22 protein-coding genes are annotated in these 21,348 nt (G+C 49.5%); 6 read left to right on the top strand and 16 right to left on the bottom strand.

Annotation, left to right across the window (positions count from 1 at the left end; genetic code table 11):
* Positions 1–29 precede the first annotated feature (29 nt).
* The 6 genes from cheW to flhD all read right to left on the bottom strand — a co-directional run bounded on the left by cheW (position 30) and on the right by flhD (position 5,460).
* Positions 30–533: a chemotaxis protein CheW gene (gene cheW, locus OH663_RS04070; RefSeq protein ID WP_045444189.1), complete on the bottom strand. Its 504-nt coding sequence runs from the start codon at positions 531–533 to the stop codon at positions 30–32.
* 21 nt (positions 534–554) lie between these two features.
* Positions 555–2,588, bottom strand: coding sequence for a chemotaxis protein CheA (gene cheA, locus OH663_RS04065; protein ID WP_200012867.1), 2,034 nt, complete (start codon positions 2,586–2,588; stop codon positions 555–557).
* A 10-nt stretch (positions 2,589–2,598) separates the two neighbouring features.
* Positions 2,599–3,528 carry a flagellar motor protein MotB gene (gene motB / locus OH663_RS04060; protein WP_200012829.1) on the bottom strand — a complete coding sequence of 310 codons (930 nt, stop codon included), beginning with the start codon at positions 3,526–3,528 and terminating at the stop codon, positions 2,599–2,601.
* Positions 3,525–4,412 (bottom strand): flagellar motor stator protein MotA, encoded by an 888-nt coding sequence (gene motA / locus OH663_RS04055; protein WP_045444201.1) that lies wholly within the window; start codon positions 4,410–4,412, stop codon positions 3,525–3,527. The genes motB and motA overlap by 4 nt, the downstream gene beginning before the upstream one ends.
* A gap of 125 nt (positions 4,413–4,537) precedes the next feature.
* Complete coding sequence (flhC, locus tag OH663_RS04050) at positions 4,538–5,116, bottom strand: flagellar transcriptional regulator FlhC (protein WP_045449675.1); 579 nt, start codon at positions 5,114–5,116, stop codon at positions 4,538–4,540.
* A gap of 2 nt (positions 5,117–5,118) precedes the next feature.
* Complete coding sequence (flhD, locus tag OH663_RS04045) at positions 5,119–5,460, bottom strand: flagellar transcriptional regulator FlhD (RefSeq protein ID WP_003034622.1); 342 nt, start codon at positions 5,458–5,460, stop codon at positions 5,119–5,121.
* 791 nt (positions 5,461–6,251) lie between these two features.
* Between flhD and uspC the strand changes: the two genes are divergently transcribed.
* Positions 6,252–6,680, top strand: coding sequence for a universal stress protein UspC (uspC, locus tag OH663_RS04040; RefSeq protein WP_200012828.1), 429 nt, complete (start codon positions 6,252–6,254; stop codon positions 6,678–6,680).
* Positions 6,681–6,697: 17 nt separating this feature from the next.
* Here uspC and otsA read toward each other — a convergent pair whose 3' ends face one another.
* From otsA to OH663_RS04010, 6 genes are all read right to left on the bottom strand, one after another.
* The gene (otsA, locus tag OH663_RS04035) at positions 6,698–8,116 is read right to left on the bottom strand and encodes an alpha,alpha-trehalose-phosphate synthase (protein ID WP_045444208.1); all 1,419 of its coding nucleotides are present in this window, start codon (positions 8,114–8,116) and stop codon (positions 6,698–6,700) included.
* Entirely contained in the window at positions 8,091–8,894 is an 804-nt protein-coding gene (otsB, locus tag OH663_RS04030; protein WP_200012827.1) for a trehalose-phosphatase, read from the bottom strand. The genes otsA and otsB overlap by 26 nt, the downstream gene beginning before the upstream one ends.
* Positions 8,895–9,070: 176 nt before the next feature.
* Entirely contained in the window at positions 9,071–10,057 is a 987-nt protein-coding gene (araH, locus tag OH663_RS04025; protein WP_045444215.1) for an arabinose ABC transporter permease AraH, read from the bottom strand.
* Positions 10,058–10,071: 14 nt separating this feature from the next.
* Positions 10,072–11,586, bottom strand: a complete 1,515-nt coding sequence (gene araG / locus OH663_RS04020) for an L-arabinose ABC transporter ATP-binding protein AraG (protein ID WP_048221246.1) — start codon at positions 11,584–11,586, stop codon at positions 10,072–10,074.
* A gap of 104 nt (positions 11,587–11,690) precedes the next feature.
* A complete protein-coding gene (locus OH663_RS04015) occupies positions 11,691–12,680 on the bottom strand; it encodes an arabinose ABC transporter substrate-binding protein (protein ID WP_045444221.1) in 990 nt (329 codons plus the stop codon).
* Between the two features lie 317 nt (positions 12,681–12,997).
* Complete coding sequence (locus OH663_RS04010; protein WP_045444225.1) at positions 12,998–13,555, bottom strand: DJ-1/PfpI family protein; 558 nt, start codon at positions 13,553–13,555, stop codon at positions 12,998–13,000.
* A 554-nt stretch (positions 13,556–14,109) separates the two neighbouring features.
* Here OH663_RS04010 and OH663_RS04005 point away from each other — a divergent pair.
* Positions 14,110–14,613 (top strand): non-heme ferritin-like protein, encoded by a 504-nt coding sequence (locus OH663_RS04005; RefSeq protein ID WP_045444228.1) that lies wholly within the window; start codon positions 14,110–14,112, stop codon positions 14,611–14,613.
* Between the two features lie 139 nt (positions 14,614–14,752).
* On the opposite strand, the gene OH663_RS04000 is transcribed toward OH663_RS04005, so the two are convergent.
* Positions 14,753–15,004 (bottom strand): DUF2766 family protein, encoded by a 252-nt coding sequence (locus OH663_RS04000; RefSeq protein WP_045444231.1) that lies wholly within the window; start codon positions 15,002–15,004, stop codon positions 14,753–14,755.
* Positions 15,005–15,129: 125 nt separating this feature from the next.
* On the opposite strand from OH663_RS04000, the gene OH663_RS03995 reads away from it, so the two are divergent.
* A complete protein-coding gene (locus OH663_RS03995) occupies positions 15,130–16,551 on the top strand; it encodes an MFS transporter (RefSeq protein WP_200012826.1) in 1,422 nt (473 codons plus the stop codon).
* A 33-nt stretch (positions 16,552–16,584) separates the two neighbouring features.
* Here OH663_RS03995 and OH663_RS03990 read toward each other — a convergent pair whose 3' ends face one another.
* Positions 16,585–17,223 (bottom strand): RpiB/LacA/LacB family sugar-phosphate isomerase, encoded by a 639-nt coding sequence (locus OH663_RS03990; protein ID WP_045444237.1) that lies wholly within the window; start codon positions 17,221–17,223, stop codon positions 16,585–16,587.
* Between the two features lie 268 nt (positions 17,224–17,491).
* Between OH663_RS03990 and yecR the strand changes: the two genes are divergently transcribed.
* Both yecR and ftnA read left to right on the top strand, forming a co-directional pair.
* Positions 17,492–17,827 (top strand): YecR family lipoprotein, encoded by a 336-nt coding sequence (yecR, locus tag OH663_RS03985; RefSeq protein WP_045444238.1) that lies wholly within the window; start codon positions 17,492–17,494, stop codon positions 17,825–17,827.
* 380 nt (positions 17,828–18,207) lie between these two features.
* Complete coding sequence (gene ftnA, locus OH663_RS03980) at positions 18,208–18,705, top strand: non-heme ferritin (RefSeq protein ID WP_045444240.1); 498 nt, start codon at positions 18,208–18,210, stop codon at positions 18,703–18,705.
* A 45-nt stretch (positions 18,706–18,750) separates the two neighbouring features.
* Here the strand turns inward: ftnA and OH663_RS03975 are convergent, their stop codons facing one another.
* Complete coding sequence (locus OH663_RS03975) at positions 18,751–18,990, bottom strand: YecH family metal-binding protein (RefSeq protein WP_200012825.1); 240 nt, start codon at positions 18,988–18,990, stop codon at positions 18,751–18,753.
* Between the two features lie 233 nt (positions 18,991–19,223).
* Here OH663_RS03975 and tyrP point away from each other — a divergent pair, with 233 nt between their 5' ends.
* Positions 19,224–20,435, top strand: a complete 1,212-nt coding sequence (gene tyrP / locus OH663_RS03970; RefSeq protein WP_200012823.1) for a tyrosine transporter TyrP — start codon at positions 19,224–19,226, stop codon at positions 20,433–20,435.
* Between the two features lie 64 nt (positions 20,436–20,499).
* On the opposite strand, the gene OH663_RS03965 is transcribed toward tyrP, so the two are convergent.
* Positions 20,500–21,165, bottom strand: a complete 666-nt coding sequence (locus OH663_RS03965; RefSeq protein ID WP_045444248.1) for a YecA/YgfB family protein — start codon at positions 21,163–21,165, stop codon at positions 20,500–20,502.
* Positions 21,166–21,348 lie beyond the last annotated feature (183 nt).

Here is a 21,348-nt window from a genome sequence, read left to right as displayed (position 1 = left end):
TGAAATATGCCACTGTGTTCCGGCTTTATTTATGCCACGTGATTAGCCGCAATATCCAACAACGCCATCTCTTCGCTGTTAAGCAACTTCTCAATATTTACCAGAATCAGCATCCGATCTCCCAGCGCGCCCAGTCCGGTCAGGTATTCCGTTGACAGCGTGACCGCAAATTCCGGCGCAGGACGGATTTGATCTGTAGTCAGCGACAACACATCAGAAACACCATCAACCACAATACCCACCACACGTTGTCCCAGATTCAGTACAATCACTACGGTGTTCTCGTTGTAATCAACATCGCTCTGGCTGAACTTCACACGCAGGTCAACGATCGGCACAATCACACCGCGCAGGTTAGTGACCCCTTTAATAAAAGAAGGTGTATTGGCGATACGCGTGACCTGATCGTAGCCACGAATTTCCTGCACTTTCAGGATATCGATACCGTACTCTTCATCCCCCAGCGTGAACACGAGGAATTCCTGACCTGACGGTTCGCCGGCCAGTTTAGTTACATTACTCATACCGGTCATATTATTCCCTTTCTTACTCAATCAGGCGGCTGTGATCGCCACACGTTGTTCGCGGTTTAACCCCTGCAATGCAGAAACATCGACAATCAGCGCGACGCTACCGTCACCGAGGATCGTTGCAGCAGAGATGCCTGGCACTTTGCGGTAGTTGCTTTCCAGGTTTTTTACCACTACCTGGTGTTGACCAATTAACTGATCAACCAACAGCGCGTATCGACGCCCCGCGCTTTGCAAAATCACCACGATGCCCTGAGTCGCTTCGGTTTTTGCACCTTCGACTTCAAAGACTTTCCACAACTCAACCAGCGGTAGATATTCGCCGCGCACTTCCAGAACACGTTCTCCCCCGGCCAGGGGATGGAGATCTTCTTCGCGGGGTTGCAGTGATTCCATGACGGCATTCAGCGGCAGAATAAACACCTCATCCGCCACGCGGACGGACATGCCATCAAGGATAGCCAGCGTTAGCGGCAGCAAAATCCTGATAGTCGTACCCTGGCCTTGTTTTGACTGGATCTCAACATGTCCTCCCATCTCCTGGATATTACGCTTCACCACATCCATACCGACACCACGGCCGGAAACATCCGTTACCTGTTCGGCGGTCGAGAAACCAGGCGCGAAGATCAGCATGCCGACTTCGTCATCGCTCATGTTGTCGTGGATTGGCATCCCCTGGGAGATAGCTTTCGCCAGGATACGCTCACGGTTCAAGCCTGCGCCGTCGTCGGTAACTTCGATACAGATATTCCCGCCCTGGTGTTCAGCAGAAAGCGTCAAATTACCGATCGGACTTTTCCCGGACTCGAGGCGTTTTTCCGGCAGTTCAATACCGTGATCAAGGCTGTTACGCACCAGGTGCGTCAGCGGATCGATAATGCGTTCAATCAGACTCTTGTCGAGTTCAGTAGAGCTACCAATCTGCGTCAGCTCGACCTGTTTACCCAGTTTGCCCGCCAGATCGCGAACCAGACGAGGGAAACGGCTGAAGACGTACTCCATAGGCATCATACGAATTGACATCACCGATTCTTGCAAATCGCGGGCGTTACGTTGTAACTGACCCATGCTGGTGATGAGATCGCCGTGATTTACCGGATCCAATTCGTTAGAACGTTGGGCCAGCATCGACTGCGTAATCACCAATTCACCGACCAGGTTAATCAACTGATCGACTTTCTCTACCGCTACGCGAATGCTGGTTGACTCACTCGCACGAGCAGGTTTTTCACGTTCCGCACGTCCATGTTGTGGTTCACTGGCGGCCGCTTTAACCGCTGGCACCGGGGCAACCGGCTGCGGCTCGTCGACGACGGCAACTGCTGCAACTTCCGCTTCAGCAGGTGCTGAGGTGACGGTTTCAAATTCAATCTGATCGGCTTCGATCACGAAGCAGAGCACGGCGATAATGTCATCTTCTGCGAGGTCACCATCGAGCGTTGCCGACAGCGAATCGCTTCCCTTTACCACATCCGTCAAGGTCGCCAGATTCCCCAGTTCCTCTTCCAGTAAATCTACTTCACTGGCTTTCAGACGCGAGAGAACAATACGTTTTTTGACCTCTTCACCTGCTGTCGGGGCGTCTGGTGCCATCGCCTCTTCCTGCATCGCCGCACTGTCAACAACGCTCAGTTTGGCGGAGTTGACGACCGCCGGTGCGGTTTCGCCTTTGGCTTCGAGCGCTAACTGTCGTAACGCATTACAAATGTACTCAAAGCTGGCGGCATCCGGCTCCTCTGAGTTTTTATAGGCGTCGAGCTGTTCCTGCATAATATCTTTCGTTTCCAAAAACAGGTTGATAATGTCGGCATTGAGCTGCATCTCGCCACGCCGCGCTTCATCCAGCAGGTTTTCCATTAAATGGGTCGTTTCCTGCAAAATAGTAAAGCCGAAAGTGCCCGCGCCGCCTTTAATCGAGTGCGCTGCACGAAAAATGGCATTCAGTTGTTCGGAATCCGGGGCTTCAGGAACCAAATCAAGCAGGTGCTGCTCCATGTCGGCCAACAGTTCGTCAGCTTCATCAAAAAAGGTCTGATAAAAATCGCTAATATCCATGCTCACGCTATCACCTCGGATTGGCTGGTGGCGATGTGGGAACGCTTGCCGACGGCATTGCCGCAGGCTGTTGTAATACACTTACCGGCTCATTCTGGCTTTCAGCGTTTTCATGCAAAATGGCCTCTTCCGCCTGCTTATTGAGTACCAGCAGACTTATACGGCGGTTGATGGCGTCCTCAGGACCGCGATCGCTCAGACGCATCGTGGCGGCCATGCCTACCACCCGTAATACTTTTCCCGTGTCCAGGCCTCCGCTGACCAGCTCGCGACGCGATGCATTGGCGCGATCGGCTGACAATTCCCAGTTGCTGTACCCTTTCTCACCGTTGGCATAAGGATAATCATCCGTATGGCCGGAGAGACTGATGCGGTTAGGGATCCCATTCAGGACAGGTGCAATGGCTCGCAGGATATCGCGCATGTAAGGCTCAACCTCGGCGCTGCCAGTCTTAAACATCGGGCGGTTCTGGCTGTCGATAATCTGAATCCGCAGCCCTTCCTGAACTAAATCAATCTTCAAATGCGGACGTAGCGCACGCAGTTTAGGATCGGACTCGATTAACTGGTCCAGATCACCGCGTAATTTACTCAAGCGACTCTGCTCCATGCGCTTTCTCAGGTCATCGATATTCGGCTGCTTATTCACTTCACCCTGTTGCTGGGTGTAATCGTCCCCGCCGCCAGGTATTGGGCTTTGGCTATTCGAAATACGATTTCCACCGGTCACCGCAGTGGCCAGAGGGGTACGAAAATACTCTGCAATCTGGATCAACTCTTTCGGGCTGGAAATGGAAATCAGCCACATCACCAGAAAGAAGGCCATCATCGCAGTCATAAAATCGGCGTAGGCAATTTTCCATGAACCATGCGCCCCACCGCTGTGATTTTTATGTTTTCGTCGTTTTACGACGATAATAGGATGGGCCTGATTTTTCATGCGTCCTCGGTCGTTTGCTGCGGAGTCGGGTTTCTCACCGCACGAACATGTTCTTCCAGTTCGATAAACGAAGGACGCTCACTGGAATACAGCGTTTTACGACCAAATTCGACGGCAATAGGAGGGGCATAGCCATTCAGGTTTGAGAGCAGAGTGATCTTCACGCACTGCATCATTTTGGTCGTTTCAGCACTCTTCTGGCGCAGTACGCTGGCAAGCGGAGAAATGAATCCATAGGCCAGTAAAATACCGAGGAAGGTTCCTACCATGGCGTGCGCAATCAGCGCACCCAGTTCAGCCGCCGGACGATCGGCTGAGGCAAGTGCATGCACAACGCCCATAACTGCCGCCACGATACCGAATGCGGGTAAAGAATCACCGACCATCGCCAGGCTGTTGGCCGGGACTTCAGCTTCACTCTCATGAGTCTCAATTTCTTCGTCCATCAGCGCTTCAATTTCAAACGTATTCATATTGCCGCTGATAATCAGGCGCAGGTAATCGACGATAAAATCAAGCATGATGGCATCCGCGAGGATGCGCGGATAACTGGCGAAAATTTCACTTTCTTTTGGGTTTTCAATATCACGCTCGAGCGAGAACATGCCCTGCTGACGAGACTTGGCCATCAGGCGATAAAGCAGTGCCAGCAGATCCATATACATGGCTTTGGTGTATTTCGAGCGACGAAAAAGCAACGGGATCGCTTTCATCGTCCCTTTGATGGCTTTGCCGTTATTGCCGACGATGAATGCCCCAATACCCGCACCACCGATGATCACCAGCTCAGCCGGTTGATAGAGTGCCCCAAGGTGTCCGCCGGTCATCATATAACCGCCGAAAACTGTACCAATAACAACCAGGTAACCTAATAAGATAAGCACGACATCATCCTTTCGCAATTGACTATGACAGGATGCGCAGTCGGGCAGTTAACTCAGAGGTCAGGACAAAAAAAAGCAGCGGTAATCTCTTACCGCTGCTGGAGTGTTTATCCACACCGTATCAGTTAAACAGCCTGTTCGATCTGTTCATCCAGCAGTTGTGGAATAATATCGGCAGCATTCTGGGAAAGTTTACGTCTTTTTACGGCCCGCGATGGCGGCTGGCATAAACTACATGCAAAGCTGCCCACAGGTTGATGCGCGTGAGTAATAAAATTCCCGCCGCAGCAGTTGCAGGTGGACAGTTCCAGCAAGCCACTGTCGACAAAGCGCACAAGAGTCCATGCGCGTGTTAACGCCAGCAAGGGTCCTTCCTCAGGCTGCGGACACTGTTCAAGATATAAACGGTAGGCTTTAATTACGGCATCCACGCCGCTGCACAGACCCGTTTTAAGAAGAAACTGCCAGGCGTTGCAAAACATAGAAGCATGTATATTTTGCTCCCACGTCATAAACCAGTCGGTTGAGAAAGGGAGCATCCCTTTTGGCGGAGGGCTACCGCGTAATTCTTTGTAGAGCTTAATGAGTCGGCCACGGCTTAACTGCGTTTCGCTTTCCAGCATTTGCAAACGGGCGCCCAATGTGATTAATTCCATCGCTAGCTGGATATCACGCGCTTCCTGAACAATGCTTTTTTCGCTCATCATCAAGCCCTTTTCTTACGCGCCGCATCATCAATGTCGCTTAACAGACGCGTTGAAAGCATGATACCGGTGTGAATTTGCTGAAGATCGTCAACGCGAGAATCTTGCGTCAGTCGAGTAACAGTTTGGTGATCATCGAAACGGAAATGACATACCAGTTGATTTGTTTCAGCCAGTTTGACCATTTGAGGAAGTGTTAGTGTTGCCAACGTGTCCGCCATCTCTTCGCTGATACCAAGGCGGAACATCGCGGATGCTTTATCCTGAACGATCAAACGCTGTGCAAGCAATAAATATGACAAATTGATGTCATAAATGTGTTTCAGCAACTCGGATGTATGCATTATTTGCATCCATAATAACCAACATGATTTTTATGCGGTAAAACCGCACCCCGTGATGTCGCCGGGAAGGCCCGGTAAAAAAAAACAAAAGGTCAAATACATAGCAGCGTTACGGCACTTACGCGTTGTGTAAACATTCCCTTTTAAGAAGGCCGCGTTCCTTACAAGCTCACATCAATTCTTACAAATGTCTAAGATTTTTCCTAATTCGACGCAACTCTACCCGCCACCCGTTACACATACAACGGAGCGATGCTGCGAATTTAAAGAATATGTGACACAGATCACATAAAGCAGCTAAAGGATTAACATAAATCCATCAGCGCGGCTTTTACTTTGCTTGTTTTTTGAACTATCGTTCTTCATTTCAATTCCATGCGTACGAATATTATTGCAATGAAACCGAATAGCGTCCTATTTACCTGCGTTAATATCACGCACTGAAATAACATGCTGAATAACTTATTCACTATGAAACGTTATTTCATTAAATGCTTTATAAACAACAACTTAAATATTAAGGTCAATTAATTAATACCGCATGGTGACGACATCTTAAATGTTAATTAATGTTTAATTTTTATTAACACATTGTTTTCATTAGCAGTTGATTTCACTTAAATCACCTGAATGCATTTCAGGCTCATTTGACGTGATTATTCTATTTATAAGAATAATTAATGAATAATCATGATGGCATTCACACTATTGTCAGGTGAAACGATGCAGTATTGAGCTAACCCGAGTAAACATGAAAGTTCTCTCATAATTCTTATATAAAGGAGCGAGTTATGAGCTATGCGCACATTCTTGTTGCTGTTGCAGCCACCCCCGAAAGCCACCAGCTGTTAGCGAAGGCCGTTTCTATCGCTCGCCCTGTAAATGCCCGTATTAGCCTGATAACCCTTGTCTCGGACCCTGAACTGTATAATCAATTCGCTGCACCAATGCTGGAAGACCTGCGTGAAGTGATGCAAGAAGAGACACAGGATTTTATTGAGAGGCTCAGTAAAGAGGCTCAGTACCCCATTGAGAACACCTTCATCACCTATGGGGCACTGAACGAACATATTCTCGACGTGTGCCGCAAGCACGCTGTCGATCTTGTCATTTATGGCAACCATAACCAGAGCTTCTTTTCGCGAGCATCCTGCTCAGCGAAAAGCGTTGTCAGCGCAAGTCAGGTGGATGTGCTGCTGGTTCCGCTGGCGGGTGACTAATCACCGAGCATCGGATTTCAGGCCAGTTTGGGCAATGAGGCCACGTTGTCGTGCGGCTGGCTTTCAGCATGACGTGGCGCGACCTTTTTTAGGTCACGAATAAAACTGGCCTGCCAGTTGTCGATATCGTTTTTGACAATCGTCTCCAGCATCCCGGCGTGACGCGAAATACGCTCATCAAGCGGCATGATTAACGCTCTGTTCAACGCGCTGGCAACGTCATCCCGATCGTAAGGGTTAACGATCAGCGCGGAGGCCAGCTCATTCGCCGCCCCGGCAAACTGTGATAACACCAGTACGCCGGGATTGGCAGGATCCTGTGCGGCGACAAACTCTTTTGCCACCAGATTCATGCCGTCCCGTAATGGCGTAACCAGCCCAACATCCGAGTAACGGAAAATCTTCATCAGCAATTTGCGGTCAAAGTACTGGTTCAGGTAGTAGAGAGGCGTCCAGCCCAGTTGACCATATTTGCCGTTAATTCGCCCGGCTTCGGTCTCTAGCTGATGACGAATATCCTGATAAGCCTGAACTTCTTCGCGCGATGTCGGCGCTATCTGTGTATAACGAATCTTACCGTGGTGCTGAGGGTAATTTTCTAACAAAGACTCATAGGCCTGAAATCGCTCCGGCAGGCCTTTGGAGTAATCCAGCCGCTCGACGGAAAATATATTCTTCACATTCTTTAATTCAGCCTTTAACTGCGCCATTTTCGGCGGAAGCGGCCCTGCCGCCTGTTTGGCGATTTCATCCGGCGCAATACCGATAGGATACACCTCAGTGCGAAACGCTTTATTCCAGGCATGGTGATGTTTGTCGCGTGTGGTCACTCTGGTTTGAGCGCTCAGACAATCGAGAAAAGCCTGACGATCATTTTCGGTCTGGAATCCGAGTAAATCAAAATCACACAACTGCTCAAGCAATACTTTGTGTGGCGGTAGCGCGGTGAAAATTTCCGGCGTCGGAAAAGGAATATGCAGGAAAAAACCAATACGGTTATTCACACCACGCTTACGCAGTTCACTGGCAAACGGGAGTAAATGGTAGTCGTGAACCCAGATGATGTCGTCATCACTAAGCAGTGGCAGCAGTTTATCAACCAGTAAGGCATTCACCCGCTGATAGCCTTCCCATGCAGGACGCTGAAACTGCACCAGATCCAGCCGGTAGTGAAATGCAGGCCATAAAACGGCGTTCGAAAACTGACAGTAATACTCTTCGTAATCCTGTTCGCTCAGATTAAACGATGCCCAGGTAATATTGCCGCGGGTAACTTTTTTTAGCGGTTTATCTTCATTGCCTGTTTCACCGCTCCAGCCAAACCATAGCCCGCCTGCGGCCTTAAGAGCGCCCAGTACACCGACTGCAAGACCACCTGCGTTCCCTTTATCATCCGGTGAGGCAATTCGATTAGATACTACGACTAAACGGCTCATAGCTATCTCTCCTGTCATTCGTTGTTTTTTGTTCTTGCTGCGGACAGTTGATTTGCTCCAGCCAGCGCCAAACATCTGTTACGCCTGCTAGACGCCATGTCGCCTGAGTCACCCCGCTTCCCACCTTTACGGAAATACCGCCGGCGCGGTTCACTACTCTAAAACCGGCCTCATCCGTCAGGTCATCACCAATAAAAACGGGTACTCTTCCGGCAAAAGGGGCTTCCTGCATAAATGCATCTATAGCTTCTCCTTTATTCGTACCTTTTGGTTTAATCTCCACGACGCATTTCCCAGGCTGTAGCGCAAGCTGCGGCCATTTATGGATGATGTGCTGAGCCAGTGCCAACAGCGCCGCCTCATGCTCAGGAGCCTGTCGATAATGCAGGGCAAAAGCCATGCCTTTTGCTTCAAGCGTGGTGCCTGGCAGTTCTGCCATCGCCGCATTTAGTAGCACACCAATTTCACGTTCAACATCCTGAGGTAGACTCACAATATGGGCATGGCCATTGATGTCGCGGCGTTCTGCCCCATGCACTCCGGCGAGCGGAAAGCGAAAGGGAGTAGTGAGTACGTCAAGCTCAGCCATTGAGCGCCCTGAAATCAATGCCAGTGCTCCCGCATTTTGCGCCGCCAGGCGATGTAACAAATGCAGGACTGTCTTAGGGACAACTACCTGATCAGGATGCGGTTTAATCTCTGCCAGGGTTCCATCAAGATCGAAAAAATAAGCACAGTTTGCAGATAGCTCAGGGGTTACGGTTAGCGATGCTGTCACCCGAATCTCCTCCTCATCATTGTCTGTGCGACGCGCGGATCGCGCCGTATATGTGATGTATGACGGATATAAGTATAGACAGTGTGACCAGGCTCGCCATTTGGAAAAACAATCGCCAGCCGGTATAGCGGCTGGCGATGAGGAGAAGCTAGACTAAAAAGTTGGCAATGAAATTATCAAACAGTACGCTTCGCTTTTTGTTTGTAACGGTCGAAGATCACCGCCGCCAGCAGGATTAAGCCTCGAACCACATATTGTGCAAACGGAGAAATGTTCAGCAGGTTCATCGCGTTTTCAACGGTTCCAAGAATCAGCACCCCGGCGACTACATATGAGATTTTTCCGATGCCGCCTTTGAGTGAAACGCCCCCTAAAACACAGGCTGAAATCACAATAAGCTCATAACCGATAGAGGTCATTGGCTGGCCGCTGGTCATGCGTGATGCCAGAATAATCCCCGCAACGGCGGATACCAGGCCGGAAAGAATAAAGATAATTATCTTGGTGCGTACTACCGGAACCCCCGCCAGACGCGCAGCCTCCTCATTACCACCAATTGCCAGCGTATTACGTCCAAAGGTGGTTTTATTCAGCAGTAGGCCAAAAATAATAAAGCAGCCTACCGTCAACCAGATGGGTGCCGGCAACCCTAACCAGTTGGCATAGCCGAGTGCAAAAAAGCGCTCGTCTTCAATCCCTACCGCTTTACCGTCGGAGATAATGTAGGCCAGACCGCGAACAATCTGCATAGTTGCAAGCGTGGTGATCAGCGCATTAATTTTTAAACGTGCAATTACGAACCCATTCACCAGGCCGCACAGAACGCCTAACAACAGTCCTGCGGCAACGCCAATCCACAGGCTTTCCGTCATATTGATGACCACAGCGGTTGTAACCCCGGCGCAGGCAATTACCGAAGCGACCGAGAGGTCAAAGTCACCGGATGCCAGGCAAAACAGCATCCCGCAGGCGACCATACCCGACATGGAAACAGCCAGCCCCAGCCCCTTCATATTAATAAAAGTGGCAAAGTTAGGTACGAAGATGGCGCAAACCAGGAACAATGCGGCGAAAACCACCAGCATCCCATATTGATCCCAAATTCTGCCAAGATTTAGCGCCGATTTTGATGCGCCAGAACCCGATGTAGAAACCGAAGACATTATACTCTCCTTATTCAGGCTACAGCCTGGCTGACTTTAGGCATAGCAAGGCTTAGCGCCTGCCGTTCATCCGCCTGTTCATGAAGTAACACCCCCGCAATCTCCCCTTCCCTCATCACTACGATACGGTCGGCGACACCGAGAACCTCCGGCAGGTCACTGGACGCAAACAGCACGGCAACGCCGCGCGCCGCCAGCGCATAGATCACGTTATAAATCTCATGTTTCGCACCCACATCAATGCCGCGCGTAGGTTCGTCGAGCAGAATCACTTTCATCTCTTCCGATAACCAACGCCCCAGAATGGCCTTCTGCTGATTACCGCCGGAAAGGTTCATGATTAATTGCTCTGCACCCGGCGTTTTAATGTTCAGTGCGCGAATATGGTGGTCGGCATTCGTTTCTTCCCAGTTGTTGTTGATCAGGCAACCACCAAGTACATGTTTACGACGCGCGCTGATATTGATGTTGTTACGTACCGAATGCACAGGAATAATCCCTTCGGCTTTTCGATCCTCAGGACACAGCATCATCCCCGCCTCGATAGCGTGGCTGGGTTTACGGATGTTGATTGGCTTTTCATCAATAAACACCTGACCGGCGGTGATCCGCGTCCCTCCAAACAGCCCTTTCATCAGTTCGCTACGTCCGGCTCCAACCAGCCCGAATAACCCGACGATTTCGCCACTGCGTACCGATAAACTGATCGGCGTACGTACACCGGGCGCCTTCACCTCATGCAGACGCAGACGTTCTGCACCATAAGGTCTGGATTTCCAGCCGTAGATATCTCCGAGGTCACGCCCCACCATTGCCTGTACCAGCGCCTCGTGATCAACCTGCTGCATATCCGTAAAGGTTTTAACGTACTGACCATCTTTAAACACGGTGATGGCATCACTGAGGGCGAAAATCTCTTCCATTCGGTGCGAAACATACAGAATGACGCGCCCCTCATTACGCAGTTCACGAATGACGCGAAACAGATTCTCAATCTCCCTGGCGGAAAGGGAGCTGGTTGGTTCATCAAAGGCGATAATTTTGGCATTGCGCGCCAACGCTTTCGCAATCTCCACCATTTGCCACTGACCAATAGAGAGATATTTCAATGGGGTGGATGGATCGATATCCATCCCTAAATGTTTTAACTGCAGACCCGCTTCGTAGTTCAGTAGCGAGCGATTAACAATTCCACCCTTGTGCGGAAGCTGGCCTAAATAGATGTTCTCGGCGACGGTCATTTCCGGCACCAGATGCAGCTCCTGATAAATTATGGCGACACCGGCGTTCAGCGCGGTGGTTGTATCCGCAAAGGAAACCTCCTGTCCGCGGATCACCAAAGAACCCGTCGTTGGCGCATAGTTACCGCTGAGAATTTTTAATAATGTTGATTTCCCGGCGCCATTTTCACCCATCAGCGCATGCACCTGACCGGCATAGCAGTCAAAGCTGATATCCGTTAGCGCCTTAACGCCAGGAAAGGTTTTGCCAATGCCACGAAATGAGAGATACGGGGTAGACTGTTGCATAACGTCTCCGTGAGTCAGTATCGTTCTAACCTGTTGCCGGATGGCGGCGTTGCCTTGTCCGACCTGGAGTTAGCAGGTCGGACAGACGTTTCACAATTGTCGTGTTACTTACCGCCCAGCCCTTTCTTCGCCAGTTCTTCTTTGAAGTTTTCGCGGGTGATCAACACCACATCTGTGACTTCGGTGAAGACCGGGGGTTCTGCGCCTTTAGTCACCCAGTTGTAGAGCATCTCGCTGGATTTATAGCCGTGGACGTCCGGGCTTGGCAGCAGTGAGCCATAGAACCCGGTCGCTTCACCCTTGGAGAGTTCACTAATCGCATCAACGCCGTTAATGCCGATACCAATCACGTTCGGAGCTTTAAAGCCTTGTCCTTCAGTAGCACGAACGCCACCCAGTACGGTGTTGTCGTTCATACCGACAATCAGCCAGTGTTTAACCTCTGGGTGCTGAACCAGCATGGAGTTGGCGGCGTCGAATGCGCCTGGGATATCATTGGATTTGGTCGGAACCTGGTAGATCTGTTTTTCCGGGAAGCCCGCAGCTTTGAGTGCTTCCATTGATCCGGAAGTACGACGACGTGCGGTATCCAGTTCATTAGCGGTAATGGCCATCACGGCAGAAGATTTCACATCCCAGCCGCGTTTCTGCATTTCGTTGTACAACTCCTGTCCCTGACGCTCACCAATTTTTGTTGCCGCCATCATTACCAACGGTACGGTATCCATTGGCTTACCTTTGGCGTTGGCGAACTGGTCATCCACAGCGATGACTTTCATATCATAGCCACGTGCCTTGGCCATAATGGCTGGCCCAAGTTTCGGGTCAGGGGTACAAATCACGAACCCTTTTGCGCCACTTGCCGCCAGGCTGTCGATAGCATTAAGGGTTTTTTCACCGTCCGGGACAGCAATTTTAATTACCTCAAAGCCAAGATCTTTACCGGCTTTATCCGCAAAATTCCATTCTGTCTGGAACCAGGGTTCCTCCGGTTGTTTCACCAGGAAACCGAGCTTCATGGATTCAGCGATAGCGGATTGTGACATAACGGCAGCCAGACCGATGGCCGCCAGCGCTTTAGTGAATTTGTGCATGGTAAACTCCAGCTTTAACGTTCTTTTATGTAGGGTAAAATCAAACGATTTTTTGTAATTCAGACATAAAACAAGGCATTACTTTGATTGACAAGATCAACGCCAGTGCTGAGAGTAGTTGTAGCGGGAAATTGATTCTCCATAAGAGAGCGGCATCACACCACAGAATTACAGTAATTGCGTACATAAATTCAGTGGGAAATGACATAAAAAAGCGCTGCATTTCTGAAGGGAATAATAAGGAGTAGCAGATTAATCCATAACATCAGCCAGCGAATCCTTGTTCCCGAATACCGAAGCATTCGGGGATCCAGAGATTACCATGCGTAATAAATGTGTTCGGCGTGATCGCGAACAGAAGCGTCATCATCTAACAGACGAGCTGAGAGCGTGAAAGCAAAATCAAAAATATGCCCTAAACCTTTACCACTGAGAAGATTCCCATCTTCCACGACGGGCGCATCAACATATTCCCCGTCAGTAACATTTGCCCACAGTTCACCAGAGCACACATAGCGGCGTCCTTTCAACAAACCGTTACCGCCCAGCACCCGGGCTGCGGCAGAACAAACCGGGCAGATAAGTTTCCCGGCTTCATCATGACGAGCAACAAACTGAACTACCGCATCACTGGCAGCAAGGTTAACGCTTCCCTGTGGACCGCCTGGCAGCACAACTGCGTCATAAACGGTCTCCAGTCGGGCCATCAAAGTACTGTCGGTCACCATCGGGATATCGTGATAGCTCACTACCGCTCGAGACTCGGCGCAGGCCAGGGTCTCAACATCAATATTAAGACGACGCAAAATATCGATGGTAACAATGGCTTCAGCCTCTTCAAAACCGGGAGCCAGCAGCACCGCAACCTTCTTCATATACAACTCCTCGTTTAACCCACATAAACACCACAACAAATACCGAATTATTTATGCCGTCAGAGTAATTAAATTCGTTAAAACTGATCTGACGCATAAAATTAACCACCAGATAATTTCCATCAGCGTCGCTGAGAACAGAAAAATTCCATTAGCGTAATGATTGAAAATCGCCTGTAGAACCAGATTATCTTGTTGTAGAATTTATTTTTGTGACATGAAATAGCATTTCATTATTTTTATTTACCATTAATTATTGATACATCAATCAGTTAAACACACCACACTATGCAGCAGCGACAGATGCACAAATATTTTTATGACGATATGTAAAAAAATATAAATATGTAGTTTTAAGGATTTTCTTATGACCAGGCTGGCGTTATGATTATTTGTGATCGGTAAAGAGATCACTCTTTGGTCACCTAAAGGACCGGCGGAACGGAATTATTCTGCTAACAGTATGACTTGTACGTTGATGTGAAGTGCAGCGACAGCCCGTTGTACTGCCGTTAGTAACGTACAGCTTTCTTTCTGGAAATAAGGATATTGATATGGCTGCAGTTGGAATTGTTCACAAACTCAACGCGCAAATGAATCTTGAGTTTTACGCATCGAATCTCTACCTTCACTTTAGTGAATGGTGCTATGAGCATAGCCTGACAGGCACCGCAACGTTTCTGCGTACTCAGGCGCAGGCGAACGTGACGCAAATGATGCGGGTGTTTAATTTTATGAAAAAAGCAGGCGCTAATCCTATCGTGAAAGCCATCGATGTTCCCGGAGATGAGCTGACATCCCTTGAAGAGTTGTTTCAAAAAACGCTTGATGAATATCAGCAGCGCTCCAGCACGCTGTCGCGCTTAGCGATCGAAGCTGAAGCATTGAACGATGCTCCTACCATTGATTTTCTGAACGATCTGGAAAAAGAGCAGCAACAGGATGGCATGCTGTTACAAACGATTCTCGATGAAGTTCGTAGCGCCAAACAGGCAGGCCTGTGTATGGCGCAAATGGATAAGCACCTGCTAAACGTCGTTAACTACCAGCAGCACTAATCTTTGATTCACTCTGCTTTCATGCCGGATGGTGATGCGATTCACCTTACCCGGCTTACACTCGGCCATCTATACGTTCACGCCTCCCGTTCCGGGAGGCGCAAAAAAACCTTTCTAAAACCTGAAACAACGGTTTATTTTAGTGAGACTCATTCTGCGGAGTGAATTTCAGTTCGATCAATGCAACCGCTTTTTGAATTGCACGCATAGTCACTGGATCGGCACCCGCCGGGTGACTGGAAAAATCGATGTTTTTAAGCTGGCTGGACATTTTCTCCCGGACTTCAACCGGGGCAATGACATCAATGATATCCAGAATTTGCTTGATAACCAGTTGGCAGGCAACAACATCCGAGAGCAGTTCCTGATCGGCATTCAGTGTTTGGGACATAGTGAGCTCCTTATAGAAAGGTCGTCATAGTACCCATTCAGCTGTCGAAACGATAGCGGCGCAAGCAGTGTAGCTGCGCTGAAAATAAAAAAAACAGTCAATTTCTTTGAGATGGCAAGCACGACATGAGTGAACATTTAGCGGTTGAGAAATTACGTGGCCTTTCGCCGGCAGCACTGCTCGTTGCCGGGGCCTTCTTTATGGAATTTATCGATGGCACGGTCATTGCCACCGCCCTGCCCGATATGGCAAAAAGCTTTGGTGTGCAGGCGGTTGACCTGAACATCGGCATCAGTGCCTATTTGATTACGCTGGCGGTCCTGATCCCCGCCAGCGGCTGGATAGCCGATCGTTTTGGCGCACGTAAGGTATTTACCCTGGCGCTGGCAATATTTACCCTCGCATCCGTCTTTTGCGGATTATCCACCAGCCTCGAAGGCTTTGTGGCGATGCGTATATTACAGGGTGTGGGCGGCGCACTGATGGTTCCGGTCGGTCGTCTCGCCGTCCTGCGTACAACGCCAAAGCATCAATTAATCACCGCCATTGCCACTCTGACCTGGCCTGCACTGGTTGCCCCGATCATCGGCCCGCCGCTCGGCGGGTTTATCACCAGCTATGCCAACTGGCGCTGGATCTTTTTTATCAATTTACCGTTGGGACTGCTGGCGATAGCTCTTGCGTTACGTATTATTCCGGATATTCATGACGACGAGCGCCGTCCGTTTGACTTCCCCGGTTTTATGGCAATGTCTGTCGCTATGGTCAGTCTGGTGTACGCCATGGAGTTACTGGGTTCACAACAGCCTCAGGGCTGGCTCACCGCCGGGCTGCTCACTCTCGGGATTGCCACCTTCATATTCGCTCTGCGCCACTTTCATCATGCCGCCTGGCCGATGATTCGTCTGGAGGCTATGCAGGTACCAACATTCCGCGTCACAATGTACGGCGGCTCACTGTTTCGTGCATCTATCAGCGCCGTACCTTTTCTGCTGCCGTTAATGTTTCAGGTCGGCTTTGGCATGAACGCCTTTCATGCCGGATCCCTGGTGCTGGCAGTGTTTGTGGGAAACCTGACGATTAAACCAGCCACCACACCATTGATACGCTGGCTGGGCTTTAAGAAACTGCTGTTGATTAACGGAGTTCTGAATGTTCTGGCGCTGCTGGCCTGCGCACTGATTACTCCACAAACTCCGGTATGGGTGATTTTACTGGTGCTATATCTGGGCGGCGTTTTCCGCTCGATACAGTTTACCGGCGTCAGCACGCTTGCCTTCGCGGATGTCCCTGCACCACAGATGAGCTATGCCAATACGTTGTTCAGTACGGCAACACAATTAGCGGTAGGGTTGGGGATATCACTGGCGGCTATCGGGATCCGAATTGGCGATAAAATCAGTGAATGGTTGGCGCTGGACAATATTCCGGGGATCAGTTTTCGTCTGGCATTTGTGGCTATCGCCATCATTTGCCTGATTGGTATGGTTGATACATTGCGTCTGACCCGCGATGCAGGAAGCGCGGTATCAAACAAAAATCGTTAAGCCCGGCAGACCGCTACCACCGGGCAACAGGATTTAGCCAATGATCTTACGGACAAACGCTTCGATCGCTTTGTCCTGGCAATTTTCAAAGAAACACTGTTGGAAACGCGGGCCCGACACGGCGGTTTTCACCAGCTCAGGATCGATAGCGCGCAGGGTATCAAGATAGTTTTCTTTTACCACTGCCGCTTTCACCTGATTCAAAATACCTGCGTTACGCACCTGCGGTTCTTTGCGCTCCGGCGGGTAACCTTCGCCATTACGACCTGTAAATGCTTTTTCAAACATGTAGCGCACGTTCAGCTCAGCGCCCCAGCCAAAGCCTTTGGCGAACGCCAGGGAGAGCGCATTACCATTATTGATCTGCGCAAACAGGAAGGCATCTGCCGGATCGAGACAATAGCCACACACCACACCAGGATGGATATTCAGCGACATCATGGCACCTTGTCCAGTGCCACAGCCTGTCACCACAAAATCGACCGCTTTGGAATTGAGCAGAATGCTGGCCATAATACCGAGGTGAATATAGGTCAAATGATGGTCGTTTTCGTCACTCATTCCAACGTTGAAGACAGGAAATCCTTTCTCATCCGCGACAGCCTTAAGCTCGTTATGAATGATCGCGTTTTTGCTTGCCTGGCTGTTTTCCATCATCAATGCAATTTTCATTCTGTATTCTCCTGAATGCGTCGCGGGGATTCCGCTATGAGTCATAACATTCAGGTCACATTACTATCTCTCAAACACACTTTCAAATTTAATGAAATTTAGTTTTAAGAAATAATGAGATGCTCACATTTCCCCCGTTAAACGGCAGAATTCCTTACAACAAAAGCGTCGTTGTGATTAATCGCAGGTGATCTTCACGTTATTCAACCCATTGACTCGTCGCTGTATCAGTCAGGATAACGTATCACCGAATTTTCAGAGCGATATCATGAAGCCTCTTATTCTTGCACTCTTGCCGCTCGTGCTAACGGGATGCACTATCACAAAACAGGCGCAGGTCAGCGAAGCCAGCCCCATCACTGGCGTGGTTCGTCTTACTTACAACCAGGCAATGCTACAAACAGCGCGCACAGACAACTATATTGCCCAGAGTACGGCAACAAAAGAGTGTCAGCGGATGGGATACGCCAGCGCTGTAGCATTTGGTCAGCCAGTGGCAACTTGTAGCGTTTACGCAGGTTCCCTGTGTATGAATACCAGGATTACGCTTGCCTGGCAGTGTCATGGTGTGGCCGTGTCGCAGACACAACCTTTCGGCTATTAACCTTTCTGACCTGCATTGTTTTGCTGGTCTTTTATTACTTATATACCCGTCATACTTCAAACTGCAGGTGCGTTGACTACACTCAGAAACCCCAGTCACATAGTTATTTATGCTCCTGGGGATTTCCTCCCTTGCCGGGTGACTCGGCCTACGGCCTCGCCCCTTTGGGGCCTGCGCAAGCGCTGTTCAAAATACCTGCTGCATTTTGTCCTGCAACTCAAATTATTTAGAATATATCGCTCTTTTAATAGTATTAATGCGTTTTATTCCCATTCTCATTTTTAATAAATAAATTTATTATTTTACCTTTTGCAAATAATTAAATAACAAATTATAGTGGCGCCACGTAAATATATAATTAATGTTCGTGGAGCAGAACCATGCTGAAAACAGAAATGATCGACAAACTGAATGAGCAAATGAATCTTGAACTTTATTCATCTCTGCTCTATCAACAGATGAGCGCGTGGTGCAGCTACCACAGCTTCGAAGGTGCCGCTGCGTTTCTGCGTCGCCACGCCCAGGAAGAGATGACGCACATGCAGCGTCTGTTCGATTACCTGACAGATACCGGCAGCTTGCCGTGCATTAATACTGTGCCGTCACCGTTTGCTGAATATGCTTCTCTGGATGAACTGTTCCGTGTCACCTATGAACATGAGCAGTTGATCACGCAAAAAATTAATGAGCTGGCTCATGCGGCAATGACTCACCAGGATTATCCAACATTTAATTTCCTGCAGTGGTATGTTGCCGAGCAGCATGAAGAAGAGAAATTATTTAAATCTGTTATTGATAAGTTATCACTGGCAGGAAAAAGCGGTGAAGGTCTTTATTTCATCGATAAAGAACTGGCTACGCTTGATACACAGAATTAATTCTGTTGGATTACGGTGGCTGACCGCCACCGTTATTCGAGGATCTTAATGGCGGCAGATCTTGCTTTCGTGAGTAGAAAAACCGTCATCGCTGGCAATGAATTTCCCCTTCGCCGCCAAAAACGCCACCAGCTCAGCCGCCGTCATGCCTTCAGCAGAACAGGTATGAAAACGCGCCTGCTCACCAAAACGGGACGTAATCGCCGCTTCAAGACTGGCATTTGAATACTGCTCGCCAGACTCAATCATCATGTTGAGCACTTCGTGACCGTGAATAGAATCCATACTCCCTCCTTAATAAACCCCGTAGCCTAATGTGAACCATATTGCACTGCTTTGCGCTAACGCAGGTTTATGCTGGCAGGACACAAAAAATATCATCTGTAATACATCTTAACCGCCAAATATTCGTAAATTAATCTGTACACAGATTGTAACGGTGATTTGACGAAAATATCGTTATGCCTTAACCTGCGCCGCAGATATAACCGTTGATTATCTCTGGGACAGAGGAAAGCGTGAAGAATAGAACTCTGGGTAGTATTTTTATCGTGGCGGGAACCACGATTGGCGCCGGTATGTTGGCGATGCCGTTGGCTGCGGCGGGCGTGGGGTTTAGCGTCACGCTGGCGTTGTTGGTTGGGCTATGGGCACTCATGTGTTACACCGCGCTGTTGCTGCTTGAAGTGTATCAGCATGTACCAGCGGACACCGGACTTGGCACGCTGGCTAAACGCTATCTTGGTCGCTACGGGCAGTGGGTGACAGGCTTTAGCATGATGTTTTTAATGTACGCGCTAACGGCTGCATACATCAGTGGCGCAGGTGAATTACTGGCGTCAAGCATCAGCGACTGGACCGGTGCCAGCATATCCTCTACGGCGGGTGTACTGCTGTTCACCTTTGTTGCCGGGGGTGTGGTATGTGTCGGGACGTCACTGGTCGATCTGTTCAATCGCCTGTTATTCAGCGCCAAGATTATCTTCCTTGTCGTCATGCTCGCCCTGCTGATGCCGCATATCCATAAAGTGAATCTTCTCACTCTGCCGCTACAACAAGGCCTCGCACTCTCCGCAATTCCGGTGATTTTCACCTCGTTCGGTTTTCATGGCAGCGTTCCCAGCATCGTCAGCTATATGAACGGTAATATCCGTAAACTGCGCTGGGTGTTTATCACGGGTAGCGCTATTCCACTGGTCGCCTATATTTTCTGGCAACTCGCTACACTCGGCAGTATCAATTCATCGACGTTTATGGGGCTGCTCGCCAACCATGCTGGCTTAAACGGTTTGTTACAGGCGTTACGTGAAGTAGTTGCCTCGCCACACGTAGAGCTGGCGGTGCATCTGTTTGCCGACCTCGCGCTGGCAACATCCTTCCTTGGCGTTGCACTGGGATTATTCGACTATCTGGCCGATCTCTTCCAGCGCCGTAATACCGTAACAGGCAGAATACAAACCGGTGTGGTGACGTTCCTGCCGCCGCTGGCGTTCGCTCTCTTCTATCCGCGTGGTTTTGTGATGGCATTAGGCTATGCAGGCGTTGCCCTGGCGGTGCTGGCTCTGCTCATCCCGTCAATGCTGGTCTGGCAAAGCAGAAAACACAATCCACAGACAACCTGGCGCGTAGCGGGTGGTACACCAGCACTGGCGCTGGTTTTCATTTGCGGGATCATCGTGATAGGCGTGCAATTTTCTATCGCAGCAGGACTGCTACCTGAAGTCGGTTAAAACAATAGCTTTAGAGTCGCATTAAAGTTGTTAGTAAGACAAAGGGGCTAAACGCCCCTTTTTCTTAATGCAGACAGCACTGCTTATACTTTTTACCACTACCACATGGGCACGGATCGTTACGCCCAATTTTGGCATCCGTTTTTAACGGAACCTTCACCGGCGCTTCCTGTGGATGCGCCATCCAGTAGGCATGCAGATCCAGAGCCGCCAGGCGGATCGCATCCACGCTCTCGTCAAATGCTTCAGGAGTCAGTTTCTCAACGACCTCGAAGTTCTCTTCCGTACCGTGCAACGCAATTGCTTCAAGCGCCGGCTTTAACGAATCCGGTAATGAAGACCAGTCAGACAGCGCGACACCTCGCATATAGCCAAAGCACCACTCTTCAACAATAGTCAGCTCATGCTCTTCAATTTCGCGCAGGCCAAACAGCGGTTCAAACTGCTCAGGAAATTCGTCAAGGCGATCGGCTGTATCAGCCATATGCTGAAACGTCAGGTTCATGAAACGCGTCATTTCTTTCTCAGAGGACCAGCGAGGGACATACTGCGCGCCTCCCCATATAGCGACCAGCCACTGCTCCGGCTCAATTTCATAAGGTGAACTGAGCACCGCCGTCAATAAGCCATCCAGCTCTGACACATCCAGAATTGCCTTGTCCGTATTGTACTTAGTCAGTACATCATCCAGCCATTCCAGTTCGCTTTCGTTTAGTGGTCCCGTTTTCATAACGCTTTTCCTTAGTAAAAATTCTTGCCTGTGATTATCTTACATGGCTGGTGGGATAACAGATACAAATGGGCATGAGCGGTTCACTGACACCGCCTGTTCAGGTTAACAGGAAACGAGGGTAATTCCGGTAGTTAACGCACAAAAGAGGTCACAAAAAACCTGGCATCATCTTCTGATAGC

The sequence above is a fragment of the Citrobacter sp. Marseille-Q5395 genome (genome assembly GCF_947057495.1).
Classification (GTDB): Bacteria; Pseudomonadota; Gammaproteobacteria; order Enterobacterales; family Enterobacteriaceae; genus Citrobacter; species Citrobacter murliniae.
Note: the sequence above shows the minus strand (reverse complement) of the source record. Positions and strands in the feature narration are given on the sequence as shown.

Bases quoted from the DNA above. Each gene is read 5' to 3' on its own strand.
- cheW (WP_045444189.1), bottom strand. From the start codon at position 533: ATGACCGGTATGAGTAATGTAACTAAACTGGCCGGCGAACCGTCAGGT.
- cheA (WP_200012867.1), bottom strand. From the start codon at position 2,588: ATGGATATTAGCGATTTTTATCAGACCTTTTTTGATGAAGCTGACGAA.
- motB (WP_200012829.1), bottom strand. From the start codon at position 3,528: ATGAAAAATCAGGCCCATCCTATTATCGTCGTAAAACGACGAAAACAT.
- flhC (WP_045449675.1), bottom strand. From the start codon at position 5,116: ATGAGCGAAAAAAGCATTGTTCAGGAAGCGCGTGATATCCAGCTAGCG.
- flhD (WP_003034622.1), bottom strand. From the start codon at position 5,460: ATGCATACATCCGAGTTGCTGAAACACATTTATGACATCAATTTGTCA.
- uspC (WP_200012828.1), top strand. From the start codon at position 6,252: ATGAGCTATGCGCACATTCTTGTTGCTGTTGCAGCCACCCCCGAAAGC.
- otsA (WP_045444208.1), bottom strand. From the start codon at position 8,116: ATGAGCCGTTTAGTCGTAGTATCTAATCGAATTGCCTCACCGGATGAT.
- araH (WP_045444215.1), bottom strand. From the start codon at position 10,057: ATGTCTTCGGTTTCTACATCGGGTTCTGGCGCATCAAAATCGGCGCTA.
- araG (WP_048221246.1), bottom strand. From the start codon at position 11,586: ATGCAACAGTCTACCCCGTATCTCTCATTTCGTGGCATTGGCAAAACC.
- OH663_RS04015 (WP_045444221.1), bottom strand. From the start codon at position 12,680: ATGCACAAATTCACTAAAGCGCTGGCGGCCATCGGTCTGGCTGCCGTT.
- OH663_RS04010 (WP_045444225.1), bottom strand. From the start codon at position 13,555: ATGAAGAAGGTTGCGGTGCTGCTGGCTCCCGGTTTTGAAGAGGCTGAA.
- OH663_RS04005 (WP_045444228.1), top strand. From the start codon at position 14,110: ATGGCTGCAGTTGGAATTGTTCACAAACTCAACGCGCAAATGAATCTT.
- OH663_RS04000 (WP_045444231.1), bottom strand. From the start codon at position 15,004: ATGTCCCAAACACTGAATGCCGATCAGGAACTGCTCTCGGATGTTGTT.
- OH663_RS03995 (WP_200012826.1), top strand. From the start codon at position 15,130: ATGAGTGAACATTTAGCGGTTGAGAAATTACGTGGCCTTTCGCCGGCA.
- OH663_RS03990 (WP_045444237.1), bottom strand. From the start codon at position 17,223: ATGAAAATTGCATTGATGATGGAAAACAGCCAGGCAAGCAAAAACGCG.
- yecR (WP_045444238.1), top strand. From the start codon at position 17,492: ATGAAGCCTCTTATTCTTGCACTCTTGCCGCTCGTGCTAACGGGATGC.
- ftnA (WP_045444240.1), top strand. From the start codon at position 18,208: ATGCTGAAAACAGAAATGATCGACAAACTGAATGAGCAAATGAATCTT.
- OH663_RS03975 (WP_200012825.1), bottom strand. From the start codon at position 18,990: ATGGATTCTATTCACGGTCACGAAGTGCTCAACATGATGATTGAGTCT.
- OH663_RS03965 (WP_045444248.1), bottom strand. From the start codon at position 21,165: ATGAAAACGGGACCACTAAACGAAAGCGAACTGGAATGGCTGGATGAT.